Raw genomic sequence first — 13,274 nt, forward strand, 5'->3', positions numbered from 1 at the left:
CCGTCACCGACATCAACTTGCAGCAAGCGGCGAAAGTCGTGTCCGACCTGAAGCTGACGGCCGAGGTCTATCCCGACGGCCACGCGCTGATCAAGGCCCCGGAAGTCGAGGCGATCCTCGTCACCTCCTGGGGTCCGAGCCACGAAGAGTTCGTATTAGCTGCGATTGCCGCCGGCAAACCGGTGTTCTGCGAGAAACCCTGGCCGTCACCGCCGAAGGCTGCCGCAAGATCGTCGAGGCCGAAGTGGCCCACGGCAAACGGCTGGTGCAGGTCGGGTTCATGCGCCCGTACGATGAAGGTTATCGCGCCCTAAAAGCGGTGATCGACAGCGGGCAGATCGGCGAACCGTTGATGCTGCACTGCGCGCACCGTAACCCGAGCGTAGGCGAGAACTACAAGACCGACATGGCGATCACCGACACGCTGATCCATGAACTGGACGTGCTGCGCTGGTTGCTCGATGACGATTACGTCTCGGTGCAAGTGGTGTTTCCACGCAAGACCAGCAAGGCCCTCGCGCACCTGAAAGACCCGCAAATCGTCCTGCTGGAAACCGCCAAGGGCACGCGCATCGACGTCGAAGTCTTCGTTAACTGCCAGTACGGCTACGACATCCAGTGCGAAGTGGTGGGGGAGACCGGCATCGCCAAATTGCCGGAACCTCAACAGGTGCAGTTGCGCAGTGGTGCGAAGCTGTCGAATGCGATTTTGATGGACTGGAAGGATCGGTTTATCGCGGCGTATGACGTGGAGTTGCAGGCGTTTATCGATGGTGTTCGCGCTGGCCAGGTTGGCGGTCCATCGGCGTGGGATGGCTTCGCCGCCGCCGTCGCGGCAGACGCGTGCATCGAAGCCCAGAACAGCGGCCAGATCGTCAAAGTCGGCCTGCCGGATCGCCCACACTTCTACGGCTAACCCCCGATCCCCTGTAGGAGCTGCCGAAGGCTGCGATCTTTTGACTTTGCTTTTTAAGGTCAAGATCAAAAGATCGCAGCCTTCGGCAGCTCCTACAGGGGGCGGTGTCGATTTCGGGTGAAGGAGAACTACAACATGCGCATCGCACTAGACCCCTACATGTACCGCAACCTGTCCCTGGGCAAGATGGTCGACAAGGTCGCCGAGCTCGGTTATGAGCACATCGAACTGTCGCCCGGGAAGACTTCCTGCCGTTCTACAAGGCCCCGCGCGTCGACAAGGCGCGGATCAAGGAATTTCGCAAAGCCCTGAGCGACACCGGGGTCAAACTTTCTTCCTTGTTACCGATGTACCACTGGGCCGCTGCCGACGAAGGCCTGCGAGTCGCCGCCGTGCGCAACTGGAAGCGCGCAATCCAGATTGCCGTGGAGATGGACTGCGAACTGGTCAACACCGAGTTCACCGGCCAGTCGGACAACCCGTTGGTCTGCGAGAACCAGTTCATGCGCTCCATGGACGAGCTGATCCCCGAGTTCGAACGCGAAGGCATCAAGCTCGATATCCAGGCGCATCCGTATGACTTCTGCGAGCGCAACAACGAGTCGGTGGACATCATTCGTGGGCTGGATCGCGACTGGATCAACTACCTCTACGCTGCGCCGCACACATTTTTCTATGACGACGGCGTCGGTGATATTGCCTCGATGCTCAAGTACGCCGGGTCGAAACTCAGCCACCTGATCATCGCCGACACCTACAACCACAAGGCTTCTTCGGGGTTGCGCTACATCGTCAACCCGCCGGGCGTCGTCGCCACCGTGCATCAGCATCTGGACATCGGCCAGGGTGAGGTCAATTGGGATGCGTTCTTCGGCACCTTGCGCGAAATCGAGTTCGACGGTATCGCCACGGTCTCGGTGTTCGCCTGGGAAGACCGGCCGGATGAGTCCAACCGGATGATGCTGGAACGGGTCAAAAGCGAACTCTGCCGCTAACGGCCACCATAAACCCCCTGTAGGAGCTGCCGAAGGCTGCGATCTTTTGACTTTGCTTTTTTTGAATCAAGATCAAAGGATCGCAGCCTTCGGCAGCTCCTACAGGGGACCGGTGTAGATCCAGCCAGTGGTTACAGAACAATAAGAAGGAATGCACACATGCGTATCGGACTTGTCGGTTACGGCCATGGCGGCCGGTTTTTCCATGCTCCGCTGCTCAGCAGTCTGCCGGGCGCGACCTTCGTCGGTGTGGTCACCCGTTCGCCGGAGCGCCGACAGTTGCTGGCCGCCGAACACCCCGGCGTGCCGGCCTTCGACAGCATCGGCCAACTGGTGGAGGCCGGGATCGACGTGCTGGTGGTGTCCACGCCACTCAAGGGCCGGCCGGCGCTGGTCCTCGACGGCATCGAGCACGGCGTGGCGGTGGTCAGCGACAAACCGTTCGCCGCCGATGCGCAACAGGCGCAAACCCTGATCACCATGGCCGAGCGTCAAGGCGTGCGGCTCAGCGTCTATCAAAACCGGCGCTGGGATTCAGACTTCCTCACCGTGCGCAAACTCATCGAGTCTGGCGCGCTGGGGCAGGTCACCCGTTTCGAATCGCGGGTCGAACGCTACTCGCCGCAATCGGTGAACAATGGCAGCGGCGGCGGCTTTCTCCGCGACCTGGGCAGCCATCTGGTGGATCAGGCGCTGCTGCTGTTCGGCCCGGTGACACGGGTATACGCCGAACTGGAATATTTGGAAAAGGGCCAGGTCTTCGACAACGGCTTCTTTATGTCCCTGACCCACGCCAGCGGCGTGACCTCGCACCTGGGCGGCAGTTGCCTGCAAAACACCCCTGGGCCGCGTTTCCGGGTGACTGGCACACAAGGTTGCTACAGCGTCGATGGTCTGGACGGGCAGGAGGCCTCGGCCCTGGCCGGGCTCTCGCCAAAATCCGAAGGTGAACGCTGGGGTGTGGAAGAGCACCGACGCTGGGGCTGGTTTGAACAGGGCGAGGTGCGCGAGCGGGTTCCGTCTGAGCGCGGCTGTTGGAATCAGTTCTATTTACAGCTACAAACCGCGTTACAGAGCGGTGGCTCACTGCCGGTCGAGGGCCGTGACGCCCTGGCGACCACTCGCGTACTGGACGCTGCGCGAATGAGCGCCGAGCGCCATCAAGTGGTGGATCTGGGTCAGTTCGACCACCGTGGAATAAAAACAGAATAAAATTCTAAAATGAGTTGATATAGAAATTATTTTCCAATAAAGTCATTTCCAGGTTGCCGACTATCAACGTCCAATTCCGCTCAAGCCAACCTTGAGTGAGTGCAGGACGAACCAAAAACAAGAAACAAAAGCCAGGTACCGTCGATGAAAACCTTTAACGCTGCTTTGCATGTTTTACGTTCCGCTACACATCTCTTTCGCGACCTGCCTCGCGCCTCGTTTCAATTCCTTCCCCGCTTGCTCTGCGTTGAACGCAAGGGTGCCCTGGTCTGCTGCATTCCCGGTGCGCCGATTGTCCGCTTGCCCAGTCACTGAAATCGTCACGCCTTATCCATAAAACCAACAAGAATGTGGAGAAAGACTTTTCATGAAGACCCAGATCCGTTTCACCGCTCTTGCCTTGTCCCTGATGTTCGCCAGCGGCGCTGCATTGGCTGATATGAAGATCGGCGTAAGCATGTCCCAGTTCGATGACACCTGGCTGACCTACCTGCGCGAATCCATGGACAAGAAAGCCAAGTCCTATCCCGATGGCGTGCAGCTGCAGTTCGAAGATGCCCGCAGCGATGTGGTCAAGCAATTGAGCCAGGTAGAGAGCTTCATCAGCCAGAAGGTCGATGCCATCGTGGTCAACCCGGTGGATACCGCCGCCACCCGTAAAATCACCGAGGCCGCGGTCAAGGCCGGCATCCCGCTGGTCTACGTCAACCGCCGCCCGGATGACCTGAAACTGCCTAAAGGCGTGGTCACGGTCGCCTCCAACGACCTGGAGGCCGGTGAGATGCAGATGCAATACCTGGCCGACAAAATGGGCGGCAAGGGTGACATCGTGATTCTGCTCGGCGACCTGGCCAACAACTCCACCACCAACCGCACCAAAGGCGTAAAAGAGGTGTTGGCCAAGTACCCGAACATCAAGATCGAGCAAGAGCAGACCGGCATCTGGCTGCGGGACAAGGGCATGACCCTGGTCAACGACTGGCTGACCCAAGGCCGCAAGTTTGATGCGGTCGTGGCCAACAACGACGAAATGGCCATCGGTGCCGCGATGGCCCTGAGCCAGGCCGGCGTCGAGAAGGGCAGTGTGCTGATTGCCGGGGTCGACGGTACGCCGGACGGCTTGAACGCGATCAAGAAAGGCAACATGGCGGTGTCGGTGTTCCAGGACGCAAAAGGTCAAGCGGACGGTTCGATCGACACGGCCGTGAAAATGGCCAGGAACGAACCGGTTGAACAGGCCGTGTGGGTGCCATACCGCCTGATCACCCCGCAAAACGTCGACACCTTTAAATAGTCCGTCCGTTCAATAACAACAATAAGTACGCAAGGTCGCCACCGCGATCTTGCTGATGGAGTACCTGATCATGTTCGCTTCAGCGACTGCTTCGAGCACCCCGTTGGTGGGTATCCAGCCAACCGCAACACCTGTCGATGAGCCGTACCTGCTGGAGATCATCAACGTCAGCAAGGGTTTTCCCGGTGTGGTGGCCTTGTCCGATGTGCAGCTTCGGGTGCGTCCCGGCTCCGTGCTGGCCCTGATGGGCGAGAACGGCGCGGGCAAATCGACCCTGATGAAAATCATCGCCGGTATCTACCAGCCGGACGTCGGCGAATTGCGCCTTCGGGGTAAAAAGGTCATTTTCGAGACGCCTTTGGCGGCGCTCCAGTCCGGGATCGCGATGATCCACCAGGAACTCAACCTGATGCCGCACATGAGCATCGCCGAGAACATCTGGATCGGTCGCGAGCAACTCAACGGCCTGCACATGGTCGACCACCGCGAGATGCATCGCTGCACCGCCAAACTGCTGGAGCGCCTGCGGATCAACCTCGACCCCGAGGAGCAGGTCGGCAACCTGAGCATTGCCGAGCGGCAGATGGTCGAAATTGCCAAGGCGGTGTCCTACGACTCCGACATCCTGATCATGGACGAACCGACTTCGGCCATCACCGACAAGGAAGTCGCGCATCTGTTCTCGATCATTGCCGACCTCAAGAGCCAGGGCAAAGGCATCATCTACATCACCCACAAAATGAATGAAGTGTTCGCCATCGCTGATGAAGTAGCGGTGTTCCGTGACGGCGCCTACATCGGCCTGCAACGGGCCGACAGCATGGACGGCGACAGCCTGATTTCGATGATGGTCGGTCGCGAGCTGAGCCAGTTGTTCCCGGTGCGCGAGAAGCCGATTGGCGATCTGTTGTTGTCGGTGCGCGACCTCAAGCTCGACGGCATTTTCAAAGGTGTCTCGTTTGATCTGCATGCCGGGGAGATTCTGGGGATCGCCGGGTTGATGGGCTCCGGGCGAACCAACGTTGCCGAAGCGATTTTCGGCATCACCCCCAGCGACGCTGGCGAGATTCGCCTCGACGGCAAGGTGGTGCGCATCAGCGACCCGCACATGGCGATTGAGAAGGGCTTCGCGCTGTTGACCGAGGATCGCAAGCTCAGTGGCCTGTTTCCGTGCCTGTCGGTACTGGAAAACATGGAGATGGCCGTACTGCCGCATTACGCCGGTCACGGTTTCATTCAGCAAAAAGCCCTGCGGGTGCTGTGCGAAGACATGTGCAAAAAGCTGCGGGTCAAAACCCCGTCGCTGGAGCAGTGCATTGACACCTTGTCTGGCGGCAACCAGCAGAAAGCCTTGTTGGCGCGCTGGCTGATGACCAATCCACGCATCCTGATTCTCGACGAGCCGACCCGTGGCATCGATGTCGGCGCCAAGGCCGAGATCTACCGGCTGATTTCCTACCTGGCCAGCGAAGGCATGGCGGTGATCATGATTTCCTCGGAGCTGCCGGAAGTGCTCGGCATGAGTGACCGGGTGATGGTCATGCACGAGGGCGACCTGATGGGCACCCTCGACCGCAGCGAAGCGACCCAGGAACGGGTGATGCAACTGGCCTCGGGCATGTCCGTGGTTCACTAATTGATGCCGGTGGTGGCTGCGGCCACGGCAGGCGACGCAATAGAAGGGTGAGTGGTTATGAACGCGATACTGGAAAACAAGCCAGCAACGGCACCGACCAAGAGTCGTCGGCGCTTTCCGACCGAACTGAGTATCTTCCTGGTGCTGATCGGCATCGGCCTGGTCTTCGAAGTGTTTGGCTGGATCGTGCGCGACCAGAGCTTCCTGATGAACTCCCAGCGTCTGGTGCTGATGATCCTGCAAGTGTCGATCATCGGCCTGCTGGCCATCGGCGTGACCCAGGTGATCATCACCACCGGTATCGACCTGTCGTCCGGTTCGGTGCTGGCGCTGTCGGCGATGATTGCCGCCAGCCTGGCCCAGACCTCGGACTTTGCCCGGGCGGTGTTTCCGTCGCTGACTGACTTGCCGGTGTGGATACCGGTGATTGCCGGGCTCGGGGTCGGATTGCTGGCGGGGGCGATCAACGGCAGCATCATAGCCGTTACCGGGATCCCACCGTTTATTGCCACCCTCGGCATGATGGTCTCGGCACGCGGCCTGGCGCGCTATTACACCGAAGGGCAGCCGGTAAGCATGCTCTCCGATTCCTACACCGCCATTGGCCATGGCGCGATGCCGGTGATCATCTTCCTGTTGGTGGCGGTGATCTTCCACATCGCCCTGCGTTATACCAAGTACGGCAAATACACCTACGCCATTGGCGGCAACATGCAGGCGGCGCGGACCTCCGGGATCAACGTCAAGCGCCATCTGGTGATCGTCTACAGCATCGCCGGGTTGCTCGCAGGCTTGGCTGGCGTGGTGGCTTCAGCCAGAGCCGCGACGGGGCAGGCCGGGATGGGCATGTCCTATGAACTGGATGCGATTGCCGCCGCGGTGATCGGCGGCACCAGCCTGGCCGGCGGTGTCGGGCGCATCACCGGGACCGTGATCGGCGCGTTGATCCTTGGGGTAATGGCCAGTGGCTTTACCTTTGTCGGGGTCGATGCGTATATTCAGGACATCATCAAGGGATTGATTATTGTGGCAGCGGTGGTCATCGACCAGTACCGCAACAAGCGCAAACTCAAGCGCTAAAATCGCGACAAACGGCAAAATGCGCCACGCCTGACCCGCGTGGCGTAGCCGTTTGTCTTCTATATACAGCCGCTGGACTGAATTTCTTGCTATAAACGCACTCCGATGACCGCCACAACGGTTGCCATAGAGCACTTTCCGGGTGTTGTCGGACAAATTCGCTGTCTTTTCAGTTGCTGAGGCCTCAAGTCGGCCTTAGACTGCCGGCCCTCGTAAATTGAGTGCCGGGTGGCGCTTGGAATAAACGGCGCCTTTCCGACGGCCTCCGAGGTTCGCCGGAACGCTCCCTAATTCGCCTTAATGCACGTTTTTTTATAGAGATATCAATGACAAAGGACAAGTTGCTGGCCATGCCGGCGGATGACTACATGAATGCCGAGCAACATGCTTTTTCTCCGAGCTGTTGCAGAACATGAAAGTCGAAACCCACGAGCGCATCGAGCAGAACCGCATTGCCATCGAAAGCCTGGACACCCCGGCTGACCCGGCCGACGCTGCTTCTGTTGAAGAAGAGCGCACCTGGCTGGTCAATGCGATCGATCGCGACCAGCGCATGCTGCCTCAGTTGGAACAGGCTCTGGAACGCATCAAAGAAGACAGCTTTGGCTGGTGCGACGACAGCGGCGAGGCCATTGGCCTGAAACGCCTGCTGATCAGCCCGACCACCAAGTACTGCATCGAAGCTCAAGAGCGTCACGAGCAGATCGACAAGCACCAGCGTCAGGCCTGATTCTGCGAGGCAACCCATTAAATGTGGGTTGCCTTGAAAAGATCGCAGCCTTCGGCAGCTCCTACACGATCCCGTAGGAGCTGCCGAAGGCTGCGATCTTTGCTTTTTGCCGTCTGCGAAACCCCCGCACTTTTGTTGACCTGCTGCAACATCCGCTACTAACGGACCATAGATAATGGCCCACTAGTGGCGTTTAATGCAGTCACAACAAATAAAAGACGCATGGGGTGACGAAGATGACGAGAGACGGATCTCTGGTTGGGGCAGTACCTGCTCCCGTGCCAGTGCCAAAAAACCTTTGGCTGACGCCCACCTTGCAAAGCATCGCCCTGGTGCTGTTGCTCTGTGGCATGTCCTTGGGCAGTGCATCGCTCTACATCGGCCTGCCCGTGGCCGTGCTGATCATTTGGCTGCCGCGCCTGCGCGCGCGCGCGATCCCCGACTCAACCCCTGCCGACAGCTCAAGCGCCATCGCCGAGCTAACCCGCGATCTTTCCTACACCACCAGTCATAACGCGCTGTCCGCCGCCGGCGTGGCCTTCTCGGTCAAACAGTTGGCTGAGAAAGTGCAATCGCAACTCGATGCCGCCAAGCGGATCGTCAGCAATGCCGAAGTGATGATCTCCACTGAACAGGCGACGTCGACACTCAGTCGGGAAGCCTTGAGCGCGGCCAGTGAGGCCCATCAGAGCAGTGCGGCGGGGCGGACCGAACTGATTGAGTCGATCTCGCGCATGCACCAGCTCAGCCAGCGTGCCAGTGCCAGTCGTGAACTGATCGAAGCCCTGAGCCTGCGCAGTGATGACATCCAGCGGGTCACCCTGGTGATTCAGTCCATCGCCAGCCAGACCAATCTGTTGGCGCTGAACGCGGCCATCGAAGCCGCGCGGGCCGGGGAGCACGGTCGCGGGTTTGCCGTGGTGGCGGATGAAGTTCGCGGTCTGGCTGCGCGTACGGCGATGGCGACCGGCGAAGTCGGCGAAATGGTTGCTGACATCCAGCAACGCACCGCGCAAGTGGTGGAGCAGATCCGCCAGCTCTCCAGTGATCTGGACGTCGGGGTCAAACAGGTAGAGCACACCGGCCAACATCTGGAAAACATCGCGCGCCTGGCCGCCGGTGTCGAACACCAGGTCGGCGAAATTGCCCGCGGTGCCGACACCAACCGCGAACAACTGGACAGCCTGTTTCACGCTATCGAACAGATGCGCAGCGACCTGGCGATCAGCGATCAGCAGACTCAGCGGCTGGCCCAGGCTGCGGTGCAAATGGAAGGCCAGGCCGAAACCATCAGCGAGCGCCTGGCAGAGGTCGGGCTCGATGACTATCACCAACGGATTTACGACCTCGCCCGCGAAGGCGCGAGCCAGATCGCCGCGCGGTTTGAAGCGGATATCGATCAGGGGCGTGTCAGCCTCGATGACCTGTTCGATCGCAATTACCAGGCCATTCCCAACACCAGCCCGGCCAAGTTCCAGACCCGCTTCGATCGCTACACCGATCAGGTCTTGCCGGCGATTCAGGAACCGCTGCTGCCGCGTCATGAAGGCCTGGTGTTTGCCATCGCCTGCACTCAACAGGGCTACGTGCCGACTCACAACACGCTGTTCAGCCAGCCGCTGACCGGTGATGCGCAGGTCGATACCCTGCAAAACCGCACCAAGCGCAAGTTCGCCGACCGTACCGGCATCCGCTGTGGCAGCCATCAGCAGCCGGTGCTGTTGCAGACCTACACCCGCGACACTGGTGAACTGATGCACGATTTATCCGTGCCGATCATGCTCAAGGGTCGGCATTGGGGGGGATTGCGACTGGGCTATAAGCCGGAAAAGCCGCGCTAGATGCCTGATTGTTACGGTTCTTGCAACGAAGCTGTGCACGGTGCTTGCTGTTTCCTCACGAAAGAACTCATTACTCTGCCTATATAGTTAGGTGGCTAATGAAAATTCGAGAGGTCAGCATGCAAAGTAAAGTCGATGTTGCGGTGATGATTGGCAGTGGTGTGCCTGCCTGTTTGCGCGCAATGGGGCAGAGTGTTTGCTGGGTCGTGCTACTGAATGGCGAGCGCCAGGGGACGGCGTTTTCCAGTCGTGATGAAGCGGAAGAGTGCAGGGCTGCCTGGCTGGCGCAACTGAGTGCCGAGCGACCTGACAGCCTGCATTGACTGCCCGGGCTAGTGAATCTGATGCATGCGCAGGTTCAGGTCGTCGACCACCCGCGCCCAATCGGCGTCTTCACGCAGTTGTTCTTTGAGGAAGCCGGCTTGTTGCGGGGTCCAGAATTCGGCATCGATAAGTTTTTTGTCGTCGGCCATGGGTGAGTGGCTGGCGATGAAATCGTCGATGGCCTTCTCGCTGGAGTCCAGGCCGAGTTGGTCGAACAAGCCTTTCAAGTCGTGTGTCGGTGAATCCATCTTCATCTCCTTGCGGGTCGCGTCGAATGCGAGATCTGAGGTGCGGCTTCACTGCATCTGAGGGAGCCGCGCTTCAGGAGTTCGATTGCGATGGTCAAAAGCAGGAGTGAGCATAGACTGCAAACCGGGTCAGACTTTCAATGCGCCTTCATCGACCGCCAGCTTCAGGGCCTTGGCGGCTTCCTGAGCAGCGATGGCCGCAACGTCCGAGGTCTTGAACCAGCGATCTTTCTCGACCTGGTGATAGGTCACGGTGGTCAAGGGGGGTTTGGCGCGCATGATAATGACAGCCTGGAATTCGCCTTCGACCTCTCTGGCTTCGCCCCGGATAAAAAATTCGCCGATATCAAATTCCGTCACGTAGCAGCCTTCCCTTGGAAATAGTCTGTTGTAGTGAAAGCCGTCCGCCGAGGGGACGGGTTTCATGGGGCGCGCAGTATGGCAGTAGTTGCCGGCCGACGGCTGAGTTAAGTCGTCGGCATGACGAAACGTCATCTGATGCTCGGCGTCCGGTACGCGCTGCCAGCGAGCGGCCGACGGCGCAGGTTTCGTTATGGTCGGTGCGCAAACTTCTGATGCGACCGGTGGCGGTGTCCTTGATGTGGAAGAATGCCTTGCCGGCCGGCACTTCCTGAAAACGCGGCAGGGCAAGCACTTGAAGGGGCAGGGCATGGGCCTGGAACAGCAGCGGATGCAGGGGGGCAAGGTGGTTTGTTTGAGGCGTTGAGTGATTCGCCAAGTGGGTCATCGTGCACACAAGAAGTCCTTTTCCTGTCTTTACCGACGTGTGTGCTTCGTTTTGAGTAGGCGGGTCGAGCATCGCTGCTCTAGAATCGCCATCAGTGGTTGGCGATGGGTAGCGATCCAAAGCAATTTTTTATGGGCGATATGTCGGAAAAATGCTTTTCTTGAAGCGTTTTTTCCCTAAAGTTAGTCGTCCGGCTTTTCTGGCCGCCAGAAGGGTGTTTTCCTTCAACTTATGGCGAACGTCAGGGAGGACGGCGCAGGTGACAATCCAGTAATCTTAATGACCTCGCGATGGATGAGCGCTCTGCTCAATCCAGGATTTCAACTCGGCTCATTCGGCAATACATTCGCCATGGCCGCTTTTTTCTGCTGTGCGTTTATTTTGCGTACAGCATCATTTTCGATGTGGGGATGTTTCCTTGGCAGTAAGTAATCTTGATATGCATGCGTTGTTCGTACTGGGTGATTTGCGTGCAAAGTTGGTTAAACAGTTTCAGTCGCGTTTTGTCTATGTCACCGAACAGAACGCGGAAGGCATTTACATTGCCGAAATCGATACCGAAGCCGCCCTGGTGGTGGACGACAAGCCAGGCCTCAAGCTCAAGGTCGGCGATCATTTCAGCGCCTCGGTATTGCCCAGCCGCGAAGGCGGCAAACTGGACATCAAGTTCCGCGAAATCAAACTGACCGTTTACGGCTTGGGTGATTATGCGTTTGTGACGACGGCTGACGGTCACGGCGTTGTGTTCAAGGAAGGTCATAGCGTGGTGATGGTGTTCGCCGCACACGAGCAGTTGCATGAAGGCCTGACCAAAACCCTGAAAGCCGTGACGGCCAAGGCTGCCAAGTGGCGCAAGGGTGAACTGGTGACCTTCAAGGCCAGCGAGTAATGCCTCTGGCCCGCGCCGATTTCCACGAGCAAAACCTCGCCAGTGCGCAAGCCGAGGCCCAGCGCCTTTTCGCACAAAAGGCCGTTCTGCAAGGCGGTTGGCTGACTTGGGTGGCTTCACAGCTCTACACCTTGCGTCCGGCGGAGTACGCCAGCATGGTGCGAAGGGCGCTTGCGTGCTTGCAGCAACCTTCTGAAAAATAATCACGCCTCTCGTTTGCCGCTAAAAAGCAGGAACCTCTACTACAGTCAGTTGACTGAGTATTCAGAGGCTTGCGGTCTAGTCTGTCAGGCCATCCTGCTATTGCTGTGAACAGCACGAGGTGCAAAAGCATGAAAGGACTTCGACGGTTGCTGGCCGCTACCCTGGCCACGTTCGGTTTGCTGGCTGCGCCGGTCCCGGTGTTCGCCGCCCAGGCCCCGATTCACTTCGCCGACCTGAACTGGGAAAGCGGCAGCCTGATCACCGATATCCTGCGGATCATCGTCGAAAAGGGCTACGGACTGCCGACCGATACCTTGCCGGGAACCACCATCACCCTGGAGACCGCCCTGGCCAACAATGACATCCAGGTGATTGGCGAAGAGTGGGCTGGGCGCAGTCCGGTGTGGGTCAAGGCCGAGGCCGAAGGCAAGGTGGCAAGCCTTGGCGATACAGTCAAAGGCGCCACTGAAGGCTGGTGGGTGCCGGAGTATGTGATCAAGGGCGACCCGGCCAAGGGCATCAAGCCGCTGGCGCCGGACCTGCGCAGTGTCAGCGACCTGCCGCGCTACAAGGACGTGTTCAGCGACCCCGAAACTCCGGGCAAGGGGCGCTTTCTCAACAGCCCGATCGGCTGGACCTCGGAAGTGGTCAACAAGCAAAAGCTGACGGCCTATGGGTTGAACGACAGTTATGTGAATTTCCGCAGCGGCTCGGGTGCGGCCCTGGACGCGGAAATCACCTCGTCGATCCGTCGTGGCAAGCCGGTTCTGTTTTATTACTGGTCACCGACGCCGTTGCTCGGGCGCTTCAAGCTGATTCAGCTGGAAGAACCGCCGTTTGACGCCGAAGCCTGGAAAACCCTGACCGACGCCGACAACCCGAATCCGAAACCGACCCGTTCGTTGGCCTCGAAACTGTCGATTGGGGTGTCCACGCCGTTTCAGAAGCAGTACCCGGAAATTGCCGGGTTCTTCAGTAAGGTCGATTTGCCGATCGGGCCGTTGAACAAGGCCCTGGCGCAGATGAGCGAGAAGCACACCGCACCGCGTCAGGCGGCCGAGGCGTTTATGAAGATGTATCCGCAGGTTTGGCAGGCGTGGGTGCCGAAGGATGTGGCGGATAAAGTCACTGCCGATCTTAAATAACCGGATGACCCT

The 13,274-nt window shown here is 58.9% G+C and carries 12 protein-coding genes and 3 pseudogenes; 13 read left to right on the forward strand and 2 right to left on the reverse strand.

What is annotated here, in order from left to right; all coding sequences use genetic code 11:
* The 9 genes and pseudogenes from JFV26_RS25605 to JFV26_RS25645 form a co-directional block, all read left to right on the forward strand.
* A pseudogene (locus JFV26_RS25605) lies at positions 1-916 on the forward strand (Gfo/Idh/MocA family protein); the annotation flags it as partial.
* 135 nt (positions 917-1,051) lie between these two features.
* Positions 1,052-1,911: pseudogene (locus tag JFV26_RS25610) on the forward strand (sugar phosphate isomerase/epimerase family protein).
* Positions 1,912-2,070: 159 nt separating this feature from the next.
* The gene (locus JFV26_RS25615; RefSeq protein ID WP_201196296.1) at positions 2,071-3,123 is read left to right on the forward strand and encodes a Gfo/Idh/MocA family protein; all 1,053 of its coding nucleotides are present in this window, start codon (positions 2,071-2,073) and stop codon (positions 3,121-3,123) included.
* Positions 3,124-3,490: 367 nt separating this feature from the next.
* Complete coding sequence (locus JFV26_RS25620; RefSeq protein ID WP_201196297.1) at positions 3,491-4,417, forward strand: sugar ABC transporter substrate-binding protein; 927 nt, start codon at positions 3,491-3,493, stop codon at positions 4,415-4,417.
* Positions 4,418-4,487: 70 nt separating this feature from the next.
* The gene (locus JFV26_RS25625) at positions 4,488-6,053 is read left to right on the forward strand and encodes a sugar ABC transporter ATP-binding protein (RefSeq protein WP_201196298.1); all 1,566 of its coding nucleotides are present in this window, start codon (positions 4,488-4,490) and stop codon (positions 6,051-6,053) included.
* A 57-nt stretch (positions 6,054-6,110) separates the two neighbouring features.
* Positions 6,111-7,133: an ABC transporter permease gene (locus tag JFV26_RS25630; protein ID WP_201196299.1), complete on the forward strand. Its 1,023-nt coding sequence runs from the start codon at positions 6,111-6,113 to the stop codon at positions 7,131-7,133.
* Between the two features lie 326 nt (positions 7,134-7,459).
* Positions 7,460-7,863 (forward strand): annotated as a pseudogene (locus JFV26_RS25635) (TraR/DksA family transcriptional regulator).
* Between the two features lie 617 nt (positions 7,864-8,480).
* Positions 8,481-9,704: a methyl-accepting chemotaxis protein gene (locus tag JFV26_RS25640; protein ID WP_446739950.1), complete on the forward strand. Its 1,224-nt coding sequence runs from the start codon at positions 8,481-8,483 to the stop codon at positions 9,702-9,704.
* Between the two features lie 119 nt (positions 9,705-9,823).
* Complete coding sequence (locus tag JFV26_RS25645; RefSeq protein WP_201196301.1) at positions 9,824-10,027, forward strand: hypothetical protein; 204 nt, start codon at positions 9,824-9,826, stop codon at positions 10,025-10,027.
* Between the two features lie 9 nt (positions 10,028-10,036).
* On the opposite strand, the gene JFV26_RS25650 is transcribed toward JFV26_RS25645, so the two are convergent.
* Together JFV26_RS25650 and JFV26_RS25655 are read right to left on the reverse strand one after the other, a co-directional pair.
* Positions 10,037-10,276: a DUF2789 domain-containing protein gene (locus JFV26_RS25650; protein ID WP_201196302.1), complete on the reverse strand. Its 240-nt coding sequence runs from the start codon at positions 10,274-10,276 to the stop codon at positions 10,037-10,039.
* A 129-nt stretch (positions 10,277-10,405) separates the two neighbouring features.
* Positions 10,406-10,636 carry a hypothetical protein gene (locus JFV26_RS25655; protein ID WP_201196996.1) on the reverse strand — a complete coding sequence of 77 codons (231 nt, stop codon included), beginning with the start codon at positions 10,634-10,636 and terminating at the stop codon, positions 10,406-10,408.
* Between the two features lie 193 nt (positions 10,637-10,829).
* On the opposite strand from JFV26_RS25655, the gene JFV26_RS34535 reads away from it, so the two are divergent.
* From JFV26_RS34535 to JFV26_RS25675, 4 genes are all read left to right on the forward strand, one after another.
* Complete coding sequence (locus JFV26_RS34535; RefSeq protein WP_201196304.1) at positions 10,830-11,003, forward strand: hypothetical protein; 174 nt, start codon at positions 10,830-10,832, stop codon at positions 11,001-11,003.
* Positions 11,004-11,442: 439 nt separating this feature from the next.
* Positions 11,443-11,913 carry a hypothetical protein gene (locus JFV26_RS25665; RefSeq protein WP_201196306.1) on the forward strand — a complete coding sequence of 157 codons (471 nt, stop codon included), beginning with the start codon at positions 11,443-11,445 and terminating at the stop codon, positions 11,911-11,913.
* Positions 11,913-12,116 carry a hypothetical protein gene (locus JFV26_RS25670; RefSeq protein ID WP_201196308.1) on the forward strand — a complete coding sequence of 68 codons (204 nt, stop codon included), beginning with the start codon at positions 11,913-11,915 and terminating at the stop codon, positions 12,114-12,116. Before JFV26_RS25665 ends, JFV26_RS25670 begins: the two co-directional genes overlap by 1 nt.
* 129 nt (positions 12,117-12,245) lie before the next feature.
* On the forward strand, positions 12,246-13,262 hold the full coding sequence (locus tag JFV26_RS25675; RefSeq protein WP_201196309.1) for an ABC transporter substrate-binding protein: 1,017 nt from the start codon (positions 12,246-12,248) through the stop codon (positions 13,260-13,262).
* Positions 13,263-13,274 lie beyond the last annotated feature (12 nt).

This window comes from Pseudomonas sp. TH31, assembly GCF_016650815.1.
Classification (GTDB): domain Bacteria; phylum Pseudomonadota; class Gammaproteobacteria; order Pseudomonadales; family Pseudomonadaceae; genus Aquipseudomonas.